This window comes from Clostridium sp. KLE 1755 (genome assembly GCF_000466465.2).
GTDB lineage: Bacteria > Bacillota > Clostridia > Lachnospirales > Lachnospiraceae > Eisenbergiella > Eisenbergiella porci.
Window position 1 is genome coordinate 266,195 of sequence record NZ_KE992738.1, and the last position, 19,999, is coordinate 286,193.

The window sequence follows — 19,999 nt, forward strand, 5'->3', positions numbered from 1 at the left end:
GCTCCAGTCTCAAAAACGGGGTGTTTCTAACTGTTCCGTAATGTCAGGATTCAGCCAACGTGGCCGGAACTCCTCAGCATCGGTTGGCGTCGCAGGCGACTTAACCGGTGCTTCGTCAGACAGGCCACTAGGGGCGGCTGAGTCCTGGCATTCCGGAGCAGTAAGAAATATCTCCGTTTTTTCCAATGGGGTATAAAATCCCCCTGCATCCCTCCGCTGCCCGGGCCGCACACACCGGTACGGAAGACGGCGGCAGGTTCCGGGCATACAGCAGCCGATACACGGCAAAACTGCGGCGGATGCCTTTATCCCTGGAAGGGCAGGTGGGGGAGGGGAGGCAGGTGGAAAGGGGAGAACGGGAAATTGATGGTATAGTGGGAATCAATTGAAGAGATAGAATTGGAGGGATAGATTCTGGGGTGTAAATTGCTTGACGAGTGTTGGGGTGGGAAGGTATACTGGTAGCTGTTCGTCGGGGTGGGATTTATTTTGTGTGGAATGGTGTTTTTTCGAGGGGGATTGTGTTGGGCGGCGGGGAATGTTGGTTTTTGTGATGGCTGGATATGAGCAGCGGAGTATGTTTTTTTGGAGGAAATGGAAATGGTTTCGGTGATTTTGTTGTTTGTGTTGGGGCTTGTTTTGATTTGCTTCGGCGGGGACAAGCTGGTGGATGCTTCGGTGGCTTTGGCCAGGAAGATTGGGATCCCGCAGATTGTTGTCGGGGCTACGATTGTGAGTATTGGGACGACGCTGCCGGAGATTCTGGTGTCTACGACGGCGGCTTTTGACGGGTCGGCGGCGATTAGCGCGGGGAATGCGTTTGGGTCGATTATCTGTAATACGGCGTTGATCGCGGGGCTAACGCAGCTGCTGCGTCCGGTGAAGAAGGTTGAGTTTGGTTCGCTGGCGTGGCGGAGTCTGTTTTTCTTTGCTACGATTCTGGCGCTGACGGCTTATGGGTGGTTTACGGGGCATTTTGACAGAATGGCCGGGATTGTGCTTCTTGTACTGTTTGGTGTTTATGCCTGGCTGAACATGGTGCGTTCCAAATCCGAGGAGGAAGAAACGGCGGAGACGGAGGAGAGCCTGGAGGAGCTGAAGAAGATTTCCCTTCCCAGGAATCTGATGCTTCTGGCTTTCTGTGCGGTGCTGTTGTTCTGGGGAGCTAATCTTCTGGTGGATAACGGGATTATTATTGCGGGATATCTGGGAGTGCCGGAGCGTGTGATTGCGGTGACGGCCATTGCGCTGGGGACTTCCCTTCCGGAGCTGGTGACTTCCATCATGTCGGTGGTTAAGGGCTGTGAAAATGTGGGGCTGGGTAATATTATCGGGGCCAATATTCTGAATCTGCTTCTGGTAATCGGGATTCCGGCTACGGTTACAGGGATTGAGCTGGAGGCGCAGACGGTGCGTGTGGACGCGCCGCTGGGGGCGCTTGTGATGGCGGTCCTTATTGTTCCTATTTTATTCCGGAAAAAAGCTTCCCGTATACAGGGGGCCGCTCTGCTGGCTGTTTACGGGCTGTATTGCGCATTCAACTTTTTCTGAGAGTAGCACTTGTAATAGGGAAATGAATCTGCTATAATTTTAACGAACTATGGAAAAAGGCTATAAAATCAAGAATTTTAAAAGGAGATGTCAAAATGAGAGGAAACATTGTAGTTGGACAGTCCGGCGGACCGACAGCCGTAATCAACTCTTCCGTTGCAGGCGTATATGCCGCAGCTAAAAAGCTTGGAGTAAAGAAAATCTATGGTATGGTTCATGGTATTCAGGGATTTTTACAGGACAACCTGATTGACCTTGGTGAATATCTGGATGACGAGACAGGTATTGAATTACTGAAGAGAACTCCTTCTGCATTTTTAGGCTCCTGCCGTTTCAAAATGCCTAAGATTGAAGGACATGAAGAAGTATACGAGAAGGTATTTGAGATCATGGAGAAGCATGATATTGAGTGTCTGTTCTATGCAGGCGGAAATGACTCCATGGATACCGTAAAGATGCTGTCCGATTATGCGGCTGCTCATAACAAGCCTCAGCGTTTCATGGGCGTTCCCAAGACAATCGACAATGACCTGCCGGTAACCGACCACTGCCCCGGATACGGTTCCGCAGCAAAATATATTGCAACCAGCATGAAGGAAATCATCCGCGACAACGAGTCCTTCGGTGTGGAGAAGCCCACCGTCTGCATCGTTGAGATCATGGGACGCCATGCAGGATGGCTGACCGCAGCAGCAGCATTAAGCCGCGGTGATGACTGCTCCGGACCGGATGCAATCTACCTTCCTGAAGTAACCTTTGATATGGACAAGTTCATGGAAAAGGTAAAATATCTGTCCGAAACCAAGTCTTCCGTTGTTATTGCCGTATCTGAAGGCATCGCTCTGGCTGACGGACGTTTCGTATGCGAGCTGGGCAATGCTTCCGATTTCGTGGATGCTTTCGGACACAAGCAGCTTTCCGGCTGTGCGGCTACTCTGGCTAACAAGGTAGCGGCTGAGACAGGGCTGAAGACCCGTGCGGTAGAATTCTCCACACTGCAGCGTGCAGCTACCCATCTTGCTTCCCTGACAGATATCAACGAAGCATTCCAGGTAGGACATGACGCTGTTATGGCAGCTGAAGAAGGCAAGACCGGCATGATGATCACTCTGGACAGAAACGGAGACGATCCTTATCAGTGCGGTACCAGCGCTTACGATATCCATGCAATCGCCAACGTGGAAAGACCTGTTCCGGCTGAATGGATTACCGAAGACGGCTGTGACGTAAATGATGGCTATGTAAAATATGCAAGACCGCTCATCATGGGCGAACTGCAGCCGCTGTATGTAAACGGCGTGCCGCGTCATCTTGTAAGAAAATAAAGAACAGCCGGCCCGCGTAAAGCGGCCGTCTGATAAAGGGACAGTTCCGCCGGGGCTGTCCCTTTTTATCAGATAAGGAAGGAAAAAATACGGTTTAATAGTATTTTTAGATCAAGGACACAGTTTGGACACAATTTAGGTCTAAAGTAGTAGATAGTGAGTAAGACACCAGCTATGCTGACCTGATATTAGCCAGAATGGCGGGCGCTTTACAAATACGGCGGAAGCCCGGCGGACAGAAGAACCCCGGACTCCGGAGAAAAATCAGGAGGCAGCAGAAATGAACGATCAAAAAGAAATTGAAAAAATCAAAAAGCTTACGGAAAAGAAGAAAACAGCGCCTATTATTAAAATGATGGGGAAAGCAGACAGTGATGTGCTGGTAGTTGCACTTGATGCGCTGGGGAAAATCGGGGATGAAGATTCCTTTAATATGATAACCCATTATCTTGAGCATGAGGATGCCAAAGTAAGGGTTGCAGCCTGCAAGGCAGCGTTAGTTATTGATACGGAATATATGAAAACAAGAGTAAGACATCAGCTGATGGTGGAAACCGATCCGGAAGCCAAGAAGCAGATGCAGGAAGCAATGAATTCTTCAAAGGAAACAAGAGTATAAGCTTCTTTTTTATACATACTTTTCAGATAAAGCAGACAGCCGCGGGAGAGTCAGAGTCCCGGCAGGCTGTCTTTTTTTATGCAAATCAGGCGGCTGTGAGCTGTGTTACTGTTCACTCCGTGACCAGTAACTGCATAAATCCATTAAAAATCGCCTGCGGCGATGGGATTTATGCACTCTTGAATCACTTTCTTACGTACTGTGCAGTAAATGCACAGTACTGAGTGAACAGTAACTAAGCTATATCTTCTGAACCACTTTTTTTATCGCGATTATTGACAATTGCAGGGGGATGGAGTATTATTTGTCTGTAGAAAACGTTTTCCGTACGAGGGGAACGCAGAAGGAGGAATGATATGGCTTCCATCAGGGATGTGGCGCGTAAGGCAGGAGTGGCTATTTCCACGGTTTCCAAGGTGCTTAACCACTATCCCAATGTGAGTGAAGAGACCAGGATCAAAGTCAATGAGGCGATACGGGAGTTGAAATTTACGCCCAATACCATTGCCTCCGCGTTGTCTTCCAAACAGGCCGGACGAGTGGCGCTGCTTGTCAATCTGAACACGCAGACCCAGGCAATCGATGAAATTGATATGCAGTACCTTTCCGGAGCCATTAACAAGGCCCAGGAAAAAGGGCTGGATGTCATCACCGTATTTTTTTCCATGATAAAGGACCGGAGTGTGGCGGAGATCGAGAATTATCTCAGAGCGCAGGCCATTGAAGGAATTATTATCTACGGAATGAGCAGAGAGGATAAGGTTCTGCATAAACTGATAGAAGGGCAGCAGTTCAAGATTGTGGCAGTGGATGCGCCCTTTGTTAATCAGAGCACATCGTCGGTTGCGATTGATCATGAAAAGGCCCAGTACGATGTGGCGAGGAAAACGCTGCATGAGAACCAGGGAAACCGGATTCTCTATATCGCGGGAAAGAAAAACGGATTCGTCACAACGCAGCGGCTGGAAGGCATGAAGCGGCTGGCTGCGCAGGAAGGGCTTTCCCTGTTTGTCAGGCAAGGCGATTTCAGTGAGAAAAAGGCAAGGCAGCTGACCTTTCAGTACGCCAGGAACCGGGATATCATCGTGTGCGCCTCGGATCTGATGGCAATCGGAGCCATGCGGGCGCTGCAGGAAATGGATATTTTTAGGCCGGTGTGCGGCTTTGACGGCATCACTCTTATGGGATATGCAGGAAAGCAGATGAATACGGTAAAGCAGGATTTTTACCGGGTATCCTCTGAAGCAATGGAGGAAATGGGCAGGCTTCTGGAGGGCGGAGAAGGCAGGGCTGTTGTGCTTGACTTTTCAATAGTAAGAATGCAGTATTTGGATATTATATGTTGATAACATGGGTTCCAATCATAACCCGGGCAAAGAACCGGACAGGACAGGAGGAAAAACAAGTGGCATTAATGGAAACGATTCAGAGAGAGATTCTGGAAGAACGGCTGGAGCAGGAAATGAGCGCCCTGGCAAAGGAAATGTATGGAAAGACGATTGAAGAGACAACGGATAAGGAGCTGTATTATGTGCTTCTGAACCTGACAAAGGGGATGATGCATGCAACGATTCCCACGGACGGAAAGAAGAAGGTTTATTATATCTCCGCGGAATTCCTGATTGGGAAGCTGCTCTCCAACAACCTGATCAACCTGGGAGTTTATGAGAAGGTTGAGAATATTCTGAAGGAAAAGGGCAGGGAGCTGTCCAGGATTGAAGAAGCTGAGCCGGAACCCTCCCTGGGAAACGGCGGCCTTGGAAGGCTGGCGGCCTGCTTCTTAGATTCCATAGCAACGCTGGGGCTTCCCGGAGAAGGAATTGGGCTGAACTATCATTTCGGCCTGTTTAAGCAGGTTTTCAGGGATAGGCTGCAGACAGCGGAAAAGGATGAATGGCTGGAAAAACAGTCCTGGCTGACCAAAACGGACACCAGCTTTGACGTTTATTTCGGAAAACAGAAGGTGACCTCCAGACTTTACGATATCGATGTGATCGGCTATGACAGCGGCGTAAACAAGCTTCGTCTGTTTGATTTGGAAACCGTAGACGAGGATCTGGTAAAGAAGGGCATCCAGTTTGACAAGGAGGATGTGGAGAAAAACCTGACACTGTTTTTATATCCGGATGATTCCGACGAGGCCGGTAACTTGCTTCGTATTTATCAGCAGTATTTCATGGTAAGCAATGCTGCCCAGCTGATTTTAAAGGAAATGAGGGAGAAGCATTATGACCTGCGCAAGCTAAACGAGCATGCGGTCATCCAGATCAACGACACCCATCCTTCCATGATCATACCGGAGCTGATCCGTATCCTGGTGGAGGATAAGGCGTTCACCATGGACGAAGCCATTGAGGTGGTGAGCAAAACCTGCGCTTACACCAACCATACCATCCTTGCGGAAGCGTTGGAAAAATGGCCCTATGCTTACCTGCAGAAGGTGGTTCCCCAGCTCATCCCCATCATTGACGAGCTGGATAAGCGGGTGAAGGCAAAATATAAGGATCCCAAGGTACAGATCATTGATAAGGATAAGAGAGTCCATATGGCTCATATGGATATCCACTATGGCTTCTCTGTGAATGGCGTTGCGGCGATTCATACGCAGATCCTGGAAGATACCGAGCTGCATCATTTTTATGAGATTTATCCTGAGAAGTTCAATAACAAGACAAACGGCATCACCTTCCGCAGATGGCTGCTTTCCTGCAACAGGGAACTGGCTGCCCTTATAGAGGAAACAATCGGCAGCGGCTTCAAGAAGGATGCGGATGAGCTGGAGAAGCTTCTGGAATATGCCAGCGATGCGGATTTCCTGAACCGCATGGAAGCCATTAAAAAGGAGAAAAAGCAGGCGCTGGCTGCTTTTATTAAAGAAAAGGAAGGCGTGGACATCGATCCTGGTTCCGTCTTTGACATTCAGGCCAAGAGGCTTCATGAATACAAACGCCAGCAGATGAATGCGCTTTATATTATCCATAAATATCTGGAAATTAAAAAAGGCAAAAAGCCTTCCACACCGGTAACTTATATTTTCGGAGCCAAAGCGGCGCCTGCTTACATCATTGCCCAGGATATCATTCATCTTCTCCTGGTGCTTCAGGATATTGTAAATAACGATCCGGAGGCCAGCAAATATATGAAGATCGTAATGGTGGAAAATTACAATGTAAGCTATGCGGAGAAGCTGATTCCCGCCTGCGACATTTCCGAACAGATTTCCCTGGCATCCAAGGAAGCTTCAGGAACAGGCAACATGAAATTTATGTTAAACGGAGCCGTGACACTGGGAACCGCGGACGGAGCCAATGTGGAAATCCATGATCTGGTGGGTGATGATAATATCTATATTTTCGGCAGGGATTCCGAAACCGTGATCGACCATTACGAAAAAGCGGATTATGTGTCAAAGGATTATTATGAGAAGAGCCCTGTTATCAAAGAGGCGGTGGATTTCATCATCGGAAAGCAGGCGATGAAGTCCGGCCATAAGGAGAATCTGGAGCGCCTTTACAAGGAGCTTCTGAATAAAGACTGGTTCATGACCCTGCTTGATCTGGAGGATTATATCGCAGTGAAGGATAAGATGCTCGAGGATTACAGGGACAGGGAGAAGTGGAAAAAGATGATGCTGGTGAATATCGCAAAAGCAGGCTTTTTCTCATCCGACAGAACCATCAGGGAATACAACAGGGATATCTGGAAGCTTAACTGAGAAGGGGTAGTTTGATGCGGTATCGCAGGCGGGCCGGCGATATGCAGGAGGTAGAGATATGAGAAGAAGTGGTATTTTAATGCCTGTTTCCAGCCTTCCTTCGGAATACGGAATCGGTGCATTTTCAAAAGAGGCTTATGAGTTTGTTGATTTTCTGGAACAGGCGGGGCAGAAGCTGTGGCAGATACTCCCGCTGGGACCGACTGGCTACGGGGACTCCCCGTACCAGTCTTTTTCCACCTTTGCCGGCAATCCTTATTTCATTGATTTGGAAAGCCTGGTGAAAGAAGGCTGGATTACCCGTTCGGAATGTGATAGAATGGATTTTGGAGAGGATGAATGTTATATCGATTATGAAAAGATGTATCATTCCCGCTTCAAACTGCTGAAGAAAGCCTTTGACAGAAGCGGAATCGAAGAGAATGCGGACTATCAGGCATTCGTAAAGGAAAATGAATTCTGGCTGGAGGACTATGCGCTTTACATGGCCATCAAGGATTCCCTGGGCGGCGCAAGCTTCCTCACCTGGGACGAGGATATCAAGCTTCGCAGGAAGGAAGCCATGGAGGAATACCGCGGCAGGCTTTCCGAAGAAATTGCATTTTACAAGTTCCAGCAGTTCCTTTTTGCAAAGCAGTGGTTTGCACTGAAGGACTATGCCAACAAAAAAGGAATACAGATCGTTGGGGATATCCCCATTTATGTGGCCCTTGACGGAGCGGATACCTGGGCAAATCCGGAGCTGTTCCAGTTAGATGAGGACTGCACACCCCTGGCGGTGGCAGGCTGCCCGCCGGATGCTTTTTCGGAGACCGGACAGCTTTGGGGCAATCCCTTATACCGCTGGGAATACCATAAAGAAACGGGCTATGAGTGGTGGATGAAGCGCATTGCCTACTGCTATAAGCTGTATGATATTCTGCGCATCGACCATTTCCGCGGCTTCGAATCTTATTATTCAATTCCTTACGGAGATCTCACCGCAGAGTTCGGCCATTGGGAAAAGGGACCCGATTATGACTTCTTTAAGACCCTGAAGGAGAAGCTGGGCAAAAAAGAGGTGATTGCGGAGGATCTGGGCTATCTGACCCCTGCGGTCCTGAAAATGGTAAAAAAGACAGGCTACCCGGGCATGAAGGTGCTGCAGTTTGCCTTTGACCCGAGAGAAGAAAGTGATTACCTTCCCCATAATTATACCAGGAACAGCGTGGTATATACGGGGACTCACGATAACCAGACCACAACGGCCTGGGTGGAGGAAATCGGAAGGGCCGACAGGGCCTTTGCCAAGCAGTACCTTCATGTGAAAAGAAGTAAGGATGTGCCGGAAGCCATGGTGAGAGCGGCGCTTTCCAGTGTTTCCGATACAGCCGTTATCCCGGTGCAGGACTGGCTGGGACTGGGAGCTGAGGCCAGAATCAACACCCCCTCCACCCTTGGGGAAAACTGGAAGTGGCGTCTGAAAAAAGGCCAGTGCAGTGCCCAGCTTGCGGAACAAATCCGCACGCTGACCAGACTGTACGGAAGATAAACAGCTGCCGGTAAACTAAAAAAGCAGGAATACTGCCCTTCCCGGCCCTCGGGCTGCTTACGGCAGTATTATAATACAAGACAGGAAAAAACCGCCGCCGGCGGTTTTTTCTGCTTAAAGAGGAGGGCAGAGACAGAATAAGAATACAGCAATAGTACCGAACAGTCATATTAGATTACAAAATAAGAGGGAGGTATGGGGATGGAAAAACAGAAAATGAATCACTTGGAAAAACCGGAAGGCTGGAGCCATGAAACATCAGGGGAAGGTTATCCGCTGCTTCTGTATTTGGAAGAGGACGGAAAAGGCGTGGATTGGAACCAGGAGAAATATCCCTGCTTTTTCTGGCAGGTAACGGTGAACCAGGGTACGGAGCATATGGACATTGCCGAACGGATGAGGGAGCTTGTGAAGACCTATCCCATTGACGAAACGAGGATTTATTGCGCCGGGGCAGGCCGTGCGGCCAACATGCTCTGGGAGATGATGGGAGCCTATCCGGATCTGTTTGCCGCCGTGGCTGTTTCAGGAGGCGCGGGCCAGACCTGGAAGGTCAGAAGGGCATCCTATGTTCCTGCCTGGATTTCAGGCAGGGAAAATGACAGCTACTGTCCGGCAGGCGGACAGGTATGGTCTGAACAGGGCAAGCTGCTCCACGGATGCCTGACCCTGGCAAGGAGCCTCAGGGCGGCAGGAAACGAAAGAGTGCTTTATGCCCAGAAGCCGGAAATGACAGGAGAAGAGCTGCTGGAACAGAAGGAGGTTCTGGACTGGATGTTTTTCAGAAGCAAACGGGAGGGCTACCGGATTGACATGGTCCGCCCCGGCGTCTTTAAGCTGCAGGATTATACGGGAAGCTCCTTCTATGTGGTGGAAGGAAGCAGGGCGGCCCTGGTCATCGACACAGGCTTCGGCCCGGAAGCAATAACCCCCTGGATCAGGAAAATCACCCATCTGCCGCTGGAGCTTGCCCTGACCCACTGCCATGGCGACCACATGTACCATGCGGATGAATTTGAGACGGTCTACCTGTCCTCCAAAGAAAAAGACGTACTGGAAATCATGAAAAAGACCATGCTCGCCGGAAGAGACATCAACTACGATGCTGTCCTGGACATCCCAGACGGCACAATGATCGATCTGGGCGGCTGCGGCATTGAAGTAATGGAGCTTGCGGGCCATACGCCGGGCAGCGTGGTATTCATCGACCACACCCACAAGGTGATTTTTACCGGAGACGCCATCGGTTCCGGCCAGATGGTACTCCTCCAGCTGGAACCCTGCATCCCGCTTTCGGAATACAGAAAGAATCTGCAGCGCTTCTATGAACGCCTGGAGGAAATGGACGATTACGTCCTCCTGGGAGGACACCTGGAGCAGGAAGGCGGCTACCCCTTCGGAACGCCATATAACCCTTCCCCCTATAATCCCCTGGGAAAAGAAGTGGTACAGGATATGATGGAACTATGCGATATTTTTGACAGCGACAAAGTAAAAAAAGAAGAACTCCCGCCCGACAGGCTATGCGAAGAACCATCTTACCTAGGCTTCTTCGGCAAAGCCGGCCTACAGGCCCGCCGCCGCCAGTTCTGACATAAGTGAAGAGTTTTTTCGGGACGGACCGCGTCCCGAAAAACTTCTTCACCGAAATCCAATCCCACTACTTACGCTCATCACACCAACCCACTTAAAAAGAGAGAGACTTCCGTCTTCCTGGAATAACAGAAATCATCCCCCTTTTAATCCAACACTATAATAACCAAGTCCTCCGCCCCAAAACCAGCCCCATCCGGCTATGGTTCACAACCTCCCTCCTATCTTAAGAAAAACATTAGGAATTTAAGATATGGTTTCGTTGATTTTTTGGGGTATATCATATATAATTTATCCATACGTTTATCGTGAGGGGTACTGATAGAGACAGGGAGAATAAAATGAGTGATAAAGATTGGACGGACCTGGGGAATAATATCAGGGACATGGTGGATGATGCAGTCAAGTCGCAGGACTTCAGAAGGCTGAATGAGAATATATGCCGCACGGTAACGGACGGGCTTGACACAATCAGCAGGAATATTAAGAAAAATATAGGTTATGGTGAAAATCAGGGGCCTTATCAGAACAATAACGGACAGTGGGGCCCTCCTTACAGCAATGGGCCGGCAGGACCGCAGGCAGGACCGGACGGGTCTAATCCGGGAGGGCCTTATCAGAACGGGGCCGGCGGCTGGCAGCAGGGAAATCCCGCACAGGGCGCCCCGGGACAGGGAGCACCCTGGGGACGCCAGAACGGTATTCCGTATGGGACCCCGGCTTCCGGACAGTGGCAGTATGGACGTCCGGCGCAGAGAGTCCAGAATACCAGCGTGCAGAATGCATTTAATTCAGCGAAGAACAGCCTGATGCAGCATCCGCTGTTTGCCAAGACCTTCGGGGCGCAGGCCGGAGGCACCGCGCTGTCGGCGGTGGGCTTTACTGTGGCCGGATGTTCTGCGTTGGGGATACTGATAATTGCGCTTGTGGGCATTGCCAGCACCTGGCTGCCCGGCATGACGATAGCCATTTCTATTCTTGCCCTGGTTCTGGGCGGTTCCAGTATTATGGCCTGGAAGGGAACCTCCATGCTCGGCAGGGTGAAGCGGTTCCGTAAATATGTGGACGGTCTGAAGGGCCGCACCTACTGCAGCGTTAAGGAGCTGGCGGAGCATATAGGGAAAAATGAGAAGTTTGTCCGCAATGATCTGCAGAAGCTGATTAAAATCGGCTGGTTTAAGCAGGGACACATGGATCGGCTGGAGACCTGTCTGATTGTCAGCCATGAAACCTATAAGCAGTATGAGGAGACGCAGAGGCAGCTTGAGGACAAGCAGAAGCAGGAAAAAGAAAAGGCAATAGAGATGGAAAGACAGACCGGAGGCCTTTCCGATGAAGTGAAGGAAATGATAGAGACCGGAAATAATTATATCGCCCAGATTAAGAAAAGCAACGATGCCATACCGGGCGAGGAAATTTCCGGGAAAATTTCCCATATGCAGGTGATAGTCGAGAAAATTTTCCAGAGGGTGAAGGAACATCCGGAATTTGCTCCGGATCTCCATAAGTTTATGGAGTATTATCTTCCCACTACTGTTAAGCTTCTGGACGCTTATGAGGAACTGGACAGGCAGCCTGTTCAGGGAGAAAACATTAAAAACGGCAAAACGGAGATTGAGAAAACGCTGGATACGCTGAATCTGGCATTTGAGAATCTGCTGGACAGCCTGTTCGAGGATACGGCATGGGATGTTGCCACGGATATTTCCGTACTGCAGACGATGCTGGCACAGGAAGGGCTGACCGAACCGGGTATGAAAGCAGGAAGCTAAGACTGATCAAAGACAAAAGGAGCATAACAAAATGAGTGAAGAATTCAAGGATTTTACTGCAACGCCAACATTGACGCTGGATCCTTTTCAGGACAAGGCGGCGCCTGTGCTGCAGCAGGAAACTGCGCTGAAGCCGGAGGAGGCTGGCTGGGACGACAGTATGCTCACCGTGGAAGAAAAACAGATGGTGGACGATTTTGCAAAACAGATAGATCTGAAGAACTCCAACCTGATATTACAGTACGGCGCCGGCGCCCAGAAGAAAATGGCCGATTTTTCCGAAAAAGCCCTGGATAATGTTAAAACACAGGATCTGGGCGAGGTCGGAGAGCTTCTCGGAAGCGTTGTTTCAGAACTGAAAAGCTTTGATGCGGAAGAGGAAAGAGGCGTATTCGGGCTTTTTAAGAAATCCGCGAACAAAATCACAGCGATGAAGGCGAAATATGCGAAGGCGGAAACCAATATCAATAAGATCTGCCAGGTATTGGAGGGCCATCAGGTGCAGCTGATGAAGGATGCGGCTACCCTGGATAAGATGTATGAACTGAATAAGACCTATTTTAAAGAGCTTTCCATGTACATTCTGGCCGGCAAGAAGAAGCTGAAGGAAGTACGCGAGGGTGATCTGGCAAGGATTACCGCCAGGGCGCAGCAGTCAGGCCTGCCTGAGGATGCGCAGGAAGCCAGGGATCTGGATTCCATGTGCAACCGTTTTGAGAAGAAGCTTCATGATCTGGAGCTGACCCGCATGATTTCCATCCAGACGGCGCCGCAGATCCGTCTTGTTCAGAATAACGACACTCTTATGGTGGAAAAAATACAGTCCACTTTAGTGAATACCATTCCTCTGTGGAAAAGCCAGATGGTTCTGGCCCTTGGCGTGGAGCATTCCACACAGGCCGCTGCGGCACAGCGTCAGGTGACCGATATGACGAATGAACTGCTCCGCAAGAATGCCGCCACACTGAAAACGGCGACAATTGAGACTGCCAAGGAATCCGAACGCGGTATTGTGGATATGGAAACCCTGAAGATTACCAACGAATCCCTGATTTCCACACTGGACGATGTAATGCGCATCCAGCAGGAAGGCAGACAGAAGCGTCAGGAAGCGGAAGCGGAAATGGCCCGTATGGAAAACGAGCTGAAGTCAAAGCTTCTGCAGATCAGCGGCTGATTGCCTGACGAAGCAGGAAGCGGGCTTTAGTAGTTTGAAATATAACTGTGAGGGTATTGAAAAGATATCCTTTTAAATTATGAGTATTTCAGGCGGCACGGAATAGCATTTGGCTATGCCGTGCCGCTTCTTTATATCCGTGGAAAATACATCCTATGATTAGAAAACATTCCGCGTAATCGGACTGCGGTGGAAGGCAGGGAGGCGCTATGAAACGAAAAGCATTTTCGCCCCATGATGATATTTATATCCAGTATTTAAGGAATATGGAAAAGCATGATATGCCGGTGCAGCATTATCATGACGGCTATGAAATTTTTCTGATGCTGGGAGGAAAGCGTTATCTGTTTTATGATAACATATGCTTCACCCTGGAACGGGGGGACATGGCTGTTCTCAGGCCATTTGACATCCATTATGCACAGAGCCGGGATGCTGAATATTATGAGCGGTTTGTACTGAACTTCAGTGAGACGGCGCTGTCCGCCCTTTTAAGCCGGGAGGAGCTACGGCTGCTCCGGGAGAAGCTGGTACCCTGTGTCGTACATCTGAATGAGGAACAGACGGAGCTTATGCTTGATTTTTTCAAAAGAGTAAACGGTTATTTTGAAAAAAGCGGTTTCCTGTCGGAGAAGCTTCAGCATACGGCCCTGATCCAGCTGGTTATGTATGTGGTGGAATGTACACAGGGGGAGCAGACTGTGGGAGGAAGGCAGATTCCGGCGCAGATCAGGACGGCGCTTACCTACATAAATCAGCATTACAGGGAGAATCCGGGGCTGGAGGAGATAGCCGGGGCGTGCAATGTGAACAAATATCATCTGTGCCATACCTTTAAGGAGATTACCGGGGCTACCGTGCTGGAATATCTGAATAATGTACGGCTGTCAAAGGCCCACAGTCTGTTGATGGATACCGGATACAGCATGGAGGAAATTGCGCGTGAAACAGGCTTTTCCTCATCGCTGAATCTGACCCGTGTTTTTAAAAAGGCATATGGCATGGCTCCCACACAGTTCAGAAAAAGGAAGGAATCAATGCGCTGAAAGATAAGCGTGGTTGTTTAGCAATATCTGCTGTTCCTTTTTTTATATCCGCAATATCTGTATGTTTTTTTCGCTGCACAGCACTTATAATGGGAATATATCTGCGGGAAGGGACGGAATGCTATAATTATTCTCCGCTTATTTATGCGAAGGATTGTACTGATATTGCAGTTACGGGGAAAGGCGTGCTTGAAGGAAACGGCGCTGCCTGGTGGCATTGGAAGAAGCTGCAGTAGAGGGCGGCGGAGGATCTGGCCTATGCGGAATGGAATGGGAGGGAGCCGGAGAAAAGGCGTTACGGTACCGAAGAGGATGCGCTGCGTCCGTCTTTTATTCAGTTCATAAACTGCCGCGATGTGCTGCTGGAGGATTTTACGGTAAAGGACGGACCCCAATGGACGCTGCATCCGGTATACTGTGAAAACGTGACGATCAGCGGCGTGAGTGTCTTTACAGAAGGACCTAATACGGACGGATTAAATCCGGATTCCTGCAGGAATGTGCTGGTGGAAAAATGTACCTTTTCTACAGGGGACGACTGCATCGCAATCAATTCGGGATTGAATGAGGATGGTTGGCGGGTAAACCGGCCCTGTGAAAACATAGAAATACGCGGCTGCCATATGACAGGCGGACACGGCGGTGTGGTGATTGGCAGCGCCATATCGGGCGGTGTCAGGAATATTTACATGCATGACTGCCAAATCAGCGGCACCATGCAGGGAATCCGTTTGAAATCCATGCGGGGCAGGGGCGGCTATGTCCATGACGTAAGGATTGAAAACATGGAAATCAATGATGTTTCAGATCAGGCGATCCAGATCAATATGTTTTATGAATACAGCACGGTTATGCCAAAGTCTCAGGAACCATCGGACTTTGACGGGATCCGTATCAGTAATGTAAGGGGCGGCGGCGCTGCTGTCGGAATTGAAATTAAGGGCCTGCCCGAACATAAGCTGAAAAATATCAGTCTGGAAAACATAAAATTAAAAGCGGATGAAGCATTTATCTGCAGCAATGTGGAATCCATGGAATTGAAGCAGGTAAGCGCAGAGGGAAGGTGCAAAAGCGCTTTTCACATTTGAAAATATACCATCGCGGACAGGAATGTGATAGGCGGGAAAATCCGCTGCTCGCCAGAGGGGCTCGCATTTTGCTTCGCAAAACAAGGAGGATATAAAAATGCTCAGATTATTTGAACAGCATCATATCAGGCAGGTGCAGGAGCTTGATGGAATGTGGAATTTCAGGATGGAAGGATTTGAGGGTGAATATCAGCTTCCCGTGCCGGGCTGCTGGGAACAGCATCCTGATTTCCTGGCGCACAGGGGCCGGGGTGAGTACCGGAAGAAGATTTATGTTAAAAATGCGGGAAACCTGAGGCTGGAATTTAAGGGGGTAAGCCATACGGCTGACGTTTCTTTTGATGGGAAGGCGATTGTCAGCCATTACAACGCCTTCACTCCTTTTTCGGCAGTGATTGCAGATGTGGAAATGGGAGAGCATGAGCTGAGGGTCGCTGTGGACAATACCTTCGGTGAGCATTCGGCGCTTCATATACCCAACGATTATTACACATACGGCGGAATTACCCGGCCTGCCGCAGTGGAGTATATTCCGGATACCTACATAAAAAATATCCGTTTTACGCCGCAGCTTACATGCGGCCGCTGGAGCGCTGAAACAGAAGTATTCGTATGTAATGTGAGCGGGCGGGAAATGGAGATCAGCGTGGAGGTTAAGCTGGCCGGATGCTGTATGGAAGAGACGGTGACAGTGGGCGGCGGCTGTGAAGAACGTCTGGTTTTTGCTATGGAATTTGACGAAGTGCAGGCATGGTCCAATGCACAGCCCGCTCTCTACTTCCTTCAGGCAGTGTTATCGGTGAACGGAGAGCCGGTGGATGATTTGATTGAACGGGTGGGCTTCAGGACAGTAACCCTGGACGGTTCCAAAATCATGGTAAACGGTGAGGCTGTGTATTTGAAGGGCTTTAACCGCCATGAGGATTATGCTTCCGTGGGCTGTGCAATCCCGCTTCAGCTTATGGCGCAGGATATGGATATGATGCAGGAGGTGGGAGCGAATGCACTGAGAACCTGCCATTATCCCAACGATGAAAGATTCCTGGATCTGTGTGATGAACGGGGAATCCTGGTCTGGGAGGAAAATCATGCCCGTGGATTGGGGCTTGAAAGCATGCAGAACCCCAATTTTGACAGGCAGTGTGAAGACTGTATCCGGGAAATGATTGAAAATCATTACAACCATCCTTCTATTATTATCTGGGGAATTTTAAATGAATGTGCAAGCGAAACAGAAGAGGGGAGGGAAAAATATGCCAGGCAGTATGCGCAGATAAAGAGCATGGACGCCTCCCGGCCAACTACCTCGGCTACCTGCCGCCATTTTACGGATATCAGTCTGGATCTTCCTGACATTGTATCCTTTAACATGTATTCCGGCTGGTATCAGGACTGTTCGGTGGAGGAACGCAACCGTCAGGAAACTGACTGGATTAAAGCGGCGGGCGGCGCAGGCAAGCCCATCATTGTGAGCGAGCTCGGCGCAGGGGCCATCTATGGGTACCGTGACCGTTCAAGATGTAAATGGAGTGAGGAGCGGCAGGCGGATATTATCCGGGAAAATCTTGAAGTTTACATGAATGATGACGATATCACCGGCGTCTTTATATGGCAGTTTGCCGACTGCCGCGTAACGGAGGAAGGACAGTGGTTTGCCTCCCGTGCCAGATGCCATAACAACAAGGGAGTCGTGGATGAATACCGCAGACCCAAGATTGCCTTTGACACGGTAAAGGAGATTTTCACAACCACTCGCGTCTGAGAAGGGCATAGTAAAAGCTGCTGATATAAACCGGCCTGCCTGCCGCATCCTTTTTGAAGGACGCATCCTCCAAAAAATGTCCTTCCAGACGGAAGCCCAAGCGTTCCAGAAGCCGGGCGGATTTCAGATTGGTATCATTGCAGCAGGCCGTTATGCGGCGGGCATTCAAAACAGAAAAAAGGTAATCAACAAGGGCTTTGCCGGCTTCTGAGGCAAAGCCTTTGTTTTCATAGGCCACGTTAAAATCATAGGCGATCTCAAAAGTTTCATATTCCTGACAGCGGAAGCAGAGATCCCCAATCATTTTGTGGTTCTCCTTAAGCTCTGCTGCAATAAAAGAATCATCGGTCAGACGTTCATTTACCGCTTCGCGGCACTGCTGGAGAGTGAACGGTTCGAAATCCTCCTCCTGCGCTGTATAGGGCAGGCACATGTATTCATAATAATCGCTGAAATCCTCAGACTGGTAGTTTCGCAGGATTAATCTGTCTGTTTCAATAAAAATCATGGGGCTCCTTATAGTTAACATCATTTACGGTATCTGTTAAAATATAAATATACTAATAGATAGGAAAAATATAAATGTACTATCTTTGATTAAGGCAGTGGGCAAGCAACCATTTGGCCACTCCATCCTCATTGTTACAGGGGATTATGTCCGTTGCAATCTCTTTCAGTTCGGGAGCTGCGTTGGCAACAGCGTAGCATTCATCGGCAATGCGGAACATGGGGATATCGTTTATTCCATCGCCGAAACAGACAATGCGGCGGCAGCCCAGAAGCCGGGCAAGATGCAGTATGGCATTGGCCTTTGAGGTTTTGGCAGGCATGATTTCCAGCCATTGTTCACCGCTGTAAATATCTTTTTGATAAACGCAGTAAAATTCTTCTTTAAATTGTCGATATAATGGATATAGCTTCTCCTCGCTGTCGATGCAGGTAAAATAAAAGCAGTCATCGGTGGGAAGCTGTGCGGCACCGGCAACCGGAGTGTTCCTTACATCATTCCTTCTTTCTGACAGAAAAGCGGAAATCCCGCTGTTCTGTCTGTCCCTGCAGTAGGAGAATCTTTCACAGCCGCCGGTATGGGAATATACTATCGGATAAACGCCGGAGGAGAGAAGCTGCCTGAGAATCAGCTCTGCCGAAGTTTTGTCAAAAAAACGGGAATACAATATTTCACGAGTTTTACTGTCCTGAATGAAGCTGCCGTTGTAAACGATAACAGGGATTCCCGCCGTTATATTTTCCGTTATTTTTGAAGCGGTGAGAATGGAACGCGCAGTGGCGTAGGAAAAATGAAGTCCCTGCTTCACCAGCATGTTGATGGCTTCGGCAGTAAAGGCGGATATGGTCTGATCATTTTTCATCAGTGTTCCGTCCAGATCTGAAATATACAGGGTTGCCGGCATGATGCTCCTTTCTGCTGCGGTGCAGCTTCTGCCAGGGAATAAGCTTCGTCAATAGAACCGAAAAAAATACACTGAAAAAGAAACAGACTGCAACCTTACGGGCTGACCGCAAAATAAAGCTCACTGAAGCTTTCTCCCTGATTAACCCTCTTTAATAAGGAAAGCAGGCCGCTTCGTCCATTCTTTTCCAGCCATTTTGATACCTCATGTCCCGCAAGGCAGTATCTGGCCCTTCTGTCCTCCGTGCTACCGGAAAAAAAGGTTTCTCCGGAACCGTATTCGGAAAGGGACGGGATATTCTGTCCGTTGTCCGTCAGCTTCAGCCAGGCTTCATTGCTGTACGGCTCGCGGTAGTCGTTCTGCACAGCCAGCCCCTCATCAAACCATATGGGAATGGATGAGGTGTCCGTGCTGTTCTGATAGATCCGCTGGTGGGTTTCCGCGTGGGTCATTTCGTGGGCGAGAACGTCTGCAGTCAGAAATTCGGAGGAGAGGGATGTATAGGAATGCACACCGTTTATCAGCAGAGTCATGGTATCATGGTCGCCGCCAAGGCGTTTTATTTTGTGCTCATTGTCACAAATGATAAGCGTGGGGGCGCTTTCCATTCCACCGAACAGTTCAGTCACTCTCTGCCTTGCTTCCTCCAGCGTGGCAAGCAGCTCCTCAGGCTTTCCGTTCCAGCCGTTTTCCACATAGACATGATCGGTAAGCTTTGAAAAACCATGAATAGAAACAGAGATACGATAACCGGAAGGGGTGAACCAGAAAAAATAAATCATAACCGCAGCAGTTGCGGATGCCAGCAGTACGGTGGCTATGAGCAAGATCCTTTTTAGTTTTGTCATATTTCTTCCACAGTTGTTTTCTGCCTTTCTTCGTATTTTTTCAGAGCTTCCTTGAGTTCGTTTTCAGGAATGGAGCTGAGGGTGGAATTATGGTAGGCAGGATTGCAGGTTACGTCTTCAAGAAACCAGTCGGGAGGAATAAAAGCGTTGGCCTCTTCTTCCGTAGGAAATTCCACTTCTGCGATAATAAGCGGTGTGAAGGGTTCGAGGAAAACATCCAGCTCAATCGTATAGGGCTCCAGCGGGATGAGATAACGGCGTTTGCCTATGATATTGCCGTCCGCCTTTTGGATTAAATGGCGGTAGGCTTCTTCATTCAGGGGAAGATTGTATTCCTCCCTGGCCATAAGGCCTTTGCCCTTGTAGGTAAGATAACAGGTGTCGTCCTCCCGGCGGACACGGACAACCGGATTCGTATTCAAATAACCCTGCTCAATGAGATGGTGCGGATATTGTGAGAGATTCCCCGGGATGCTGCGTACGGTGAATTTCCGTTCTATTTCCATGATAAATACCTCTTTTCTCCCGCTTACCGGGCGGGCGCTGTGTCAGCGGCGGGG

At 49.4% G+C, this 19,999-nt stretch carries 17 protein-coding genes; 13 read left to right on the forward strand and 4 right to left on the reverse strand.

What is annotated here, in order from left to right:
- Nucleotides 1-594 precede the first annotated feature (594 nt).
- The 13 genes from HMPREF1548_RS20300 to HMPREF1548_RS20355 all read left to right on the forward strand — a co-directional run bounded on the left by HMPREF1548_RS20300 (nucleotide 595) and on the right by HMPREF1548_RS20355 (nucleotide 17,179).
- Nucleotides 595-1,551 (forward strand): calcium/sodium antiporter, encoded by a 957-nt coding sequence (locus HMPREF1548_RS20300; protein WP_021638398.1) that lies wholly within the window; start codon nucleotides 595-597, stop codon nucleotides 1,549-1,551.
- 95 nt (nucleotides 1,552-1,646) lie between these two features.
- On the forward strand, nucleotides 1,647-2,876 hold the full coding sequence (locus tag HMPREF1548_RS20305; RefSeq protein WP_021638399.1) for a 6-phosphofructokinase: 1,230 nt from the start codon (nucleotides 1,647-1,649) through the stop codon (nucleotides 2,874-2,876).
- A 280-nt stretch (nucleotides 2,877-3,156) separates the two neighbouring features.
- Entirely contained in the window at nucleotides 3,157-3,495 is a 339-nt protein-coding gene (locus HMPREF1548_RS20310) for a HEAT repeat domain-containing protein (RefSeq protein ID WP_021638401.1), read from the forward strand.
- A 356-nt stretch (nucleotides 3,496-3,851) separates the two neighbouring features.
- Nucleotides 3,852-4,841, forward strand: coding sequence for a LacI family DNA-binding transcriptional regulator (locus HMPREF1548_RS20315; protein ID WP_021638403.1), 990 nt, complete (start codon nucleotides 3,852-3,854; stop codon nucleotides 4,839-4,841).
- Nucleotides 4,842-4,909: 68 nt separating this feature from the next.
- Nucleotides 4,910-7,210 (forward strand): glycogen/starch/alpha-glucan phosphorylase, encoded by a 2,301-nt coding sequence (locus HMPREF1548_RS20320; protein ID WP_044914821.1) that lies wholly within the window; start codon nucleotides 4,910-4,912, stop codon nucleotides 7,208-7,210.
- A 58-nt stretch (nucleotides 7,211-7,268) separates the two neighbouring features.
- Nucleotides 7,269-8,741 (forward strand): 4-alpha-glucanotransferase, encoded by a 1,473-nt coding sequence (gene malQ / locus HMPREF1548_RS20325; protein ID WP_035323026.1) that lies wholly within the window; start codon nucleotides 7,269-7,271, stop codon nucleotides 8,739-8,741.
- Nucleotides 8,742-8,942: 201 nt separating this feature from the next.
- Complete coding sequence (locus HMPREF1548_RS20330; protein WP_025488938.1) at nucleotides 8,943-10,334, forward strand: MBL fold metallo-hydrolase; 1,392 nt, start codon at nucleotides 8,943-8,945, stop codon at nucleotides 10,332-10,334.
- Between the two features lie 341 nt (nucleotides 10,335-10,675).
- Nucleotides 10,676-12,106, forward strand: a complete 1,431-nt coding sequence (locus HMPREF1548_RS20335) for a 5-bromo-4-chloroindolyl phosphate hydrolysis family protein (RefSeq protein ID WP_021638407.1) — start codon at nucleotides 10,676-10,678, stop codon at nucleotides 12,104-12,106.
- Nucleotides 12,107-12,137: 31 nt separating this feature from the next.
- Nucleotides 12,138-13,283 carry a toxic anion resistance protein gene (locus HMPREF1548_RS20340; protein WP_021638408.1) on the forward strand — a complete coding sequence of 382 codons (1,146 nt, stop codon included), beginning with the start codon at nucleotides 12,138-12,140 and terminating at the stop codon, nucleotides 13,281-13,283.
- A gap of 209 nt (nucleotides 13,284-13,492) precedes the next feature.
- On the forward strand, nucleotides 13,493-14,329 hold the full coding sequence (locus tag HMPREF1548_RS20345) for a helix-turn-helix transcriptional regulator (RefSeq protein ID WP_021638409.1): 837 nt from the start codon (nucleotides 13,493-13,495) through the stop codon (nucleotides 14,327-14,329).
- 89 nt (nucleotides 14,330-14,418) lie between these two features.
- Nucleotides 14,419-14,565, forward strand: coding sequence for a hypothetical protein (locus HMPREF1548_RS29635; protein ID WP_021638410.1), 147 nt, complete (start codon nucleotides 14,419-14,421; stop codon nucleotides 14,563-14,565).
- Nucleotides 14,566-14,646: 81 nt separating this feature from the next.
- Entirely contained in the window at nucleotides 14,647-15,417 is a 771-nt protein-coding gene (locus HMPREF1548_RS20350; RefSeq protein ID WP_276945427.1) for a glycoside hydrolase family 28 protein, read from the forward strand.
- 97 nt (nucleotides 15,418-15,514) lie between these two features.
- On the forward strand, nucleotides 15,515-17,179 hold the full coding sequence (locus HMPREF1548_RS20355) for a glycoside hydrolase family 2 protein (RefSeq protein ID WP_021638413.1): 1,665 nt from the start codon (nucleotides 15,515-15,517) through the stop codon (nucleotides 17,177-17,179).
- On the opposite strand, the gene HMPREF1548_RS20360 is transcribed toward HMPREF1548_RS20355, so the two are convergent.
- The 4 genes from HMPREF1548_RS20360 to HMPREF1548_RS20375 form a co-directional block, all read right to left on the reverse strand.
- Nucleotides 17,160-17,687, reverse strand: a complete 528-nt coding sequence (locus HMPREF1548_RS20360) for a GNAT family N-acetyltransferase (RefSeq protein ID WP_035323027.1) — start codon at nucleotides 17,685-17,687, stop codon at nucleotides 17,160-17,162. The genes HMPREF1548_RS20355 and HMPREF1548_RS20360 overlap by 20 nt on opposite strands.
- Nucleotides 17,688-17,766: 79 nt before the next feature.
- Nucleotides 17,767-18,591, reverse strand: coding sequence for a Cof-type HAD-IIB family hydrolase (locus HMPREF1548_RS20365; protein WP_021638415.1), 825 nt, complete (start codon nucleotides 18,589-18,591; stop codon nucleotides 17,767-17,769).
- Between the two features lie 95 nt (nucleotides 18,592-18,686).
- Complete coding sequence (locus tag HMPREF1548_RS20370; protein ID WP_021638417.1) at nucleotides 18,687-19,439, reverse strand: hypothetical protein; 753 nt, start codon at nucleotides 19,437-19,439, stop codon at nucleotides 18,687-18,689.
- Nucleotides 19,436-19,945: a CYTH domain-containing protein gene (locus tag HMPREF1548_RS20375; RefSeq protein WP_021638418.1), complete on the reverse strand. Its 510-nt coding sequence runs from the start codon at nucleotides 19,943-19,945 to the stop codon at nucleotides 19,436-19,438. Before HMPREF1548_RS20375 ends, HMPREF1548_RS20370 begins: the two co-directional genes overlap by 4 nt.
- Nucleotides 19,946-19,999: the final 54 nt, after the last annotated feature.

Coding starts and splice junctions, on each gene's coding strand:
- HMPREF1548_RS20300 (WP_021638398.1), top strand. CDS start 595: ATGGAAATGGTTTCGGTGATTTTGTTGTTTGTGTTGGGGCTTGTTTTG.
- HMPREF1548_RS20310 (WP_021638401.1), top strand. CDS start 3,157: ATGAACGATCAAAAAGAAATTGAAAAAATCAAAAAGCTTACGGAAAAG.
- HMPREF1548_RS20360 (WP_035323027.1), bottom strand. CDS start 17,687: ATGATTTTTATTGAAACAGACAGATTAATCCTGCGAAACTACCAGTCT.
- HMPREF1548_RS20370 (WP_021638417.1), bottom strand. CDS start 19,439: ATGACAAAACTAAAAAGGATCTTGCTCATAGCCACCGTACTGCTGGCA.
- HMPREF1548_RS20335 (WP_021638407.1), top strand. CDS start 10,676: ATGAGTGATAAAGATTGGACGGACCTGGGGAATAATATCAGGGACATG.
- HMPREF1548_RS20355 (WP_021638413.1), top strand. CDS start 15,515: ATGCTCAGATTATTTGAACAGCATCATATCAGGCAGGTGCAGGAGCTT.
- HMPREF1548_RS20365 (WP_021638415.1), bottom strand. CDS start 18,591: ATGCCGGCAACCCTGTATATTTCAGATCTGGACGGAACACTGATGAAA.
- HMPREF1548_RS20340 (WP_021638408.1), top strand. CDS start 12,138: ATGAGTGAAGAATTCAAGGATTTTACTGCAACGCCAACATTGACGCTG.
- HMPREF1548_RS20320 (WP_044914821.1), top strand. CDS start 4,910: ATGGAAACGATTCAGAGAGAGATTCTGGAAGAACGGCTGGAGCAGGAA.
- HMPREF1548_RS20305 (WP_021638399.1), top strand. CDS start 1,647: ATGAGAGGAAACATTGTAGTTGGACAGTCCGGCGGACCGACAGCCGTA.
- HMPREF1548_RS20375 (WP_021638418.1), bottom strand. CDS start 19,945: ATGGAAATAGAACGGAAATTCACCGTACGCAGCATCCCGGGGAATCTC.
- HMPREF1548_RS20345 (WP_021638409.1), top strand. CDS start 13,493: ATGAAACGAAAAGCATTTTCGCCCCATGATGATATTTATATCCAGTAT.
- HMPREF1548_RS29635 (WP_021638410.1), top strand. CDS start 14,419: ATGGGAATATATCTGCGGGAAGGGACGGAATGCTATAATTATTCTCCG.
- malQ (WP_035323026.1), top strand. CDS start 7,269: ATGAGAAGAAGTGGTATTTTAATGCCTGTTTCCAGCCTTCCTTCGGAA.
- HMPREF1548_RS20330 (WP_025488938.1), top strand. CDS start 8,943: ATGGAAAAACAGAAAATGAATCACTTGGAAAAACCGGAAGGCTGGAGC.
- HMPREF1548_RS20315 (WP_021638403.1), top strand. CDS start 3,852: ATGGCTTCCATCAGGGATGTGGCGCGTAAGGCAGGAGTGGCTATTTCC.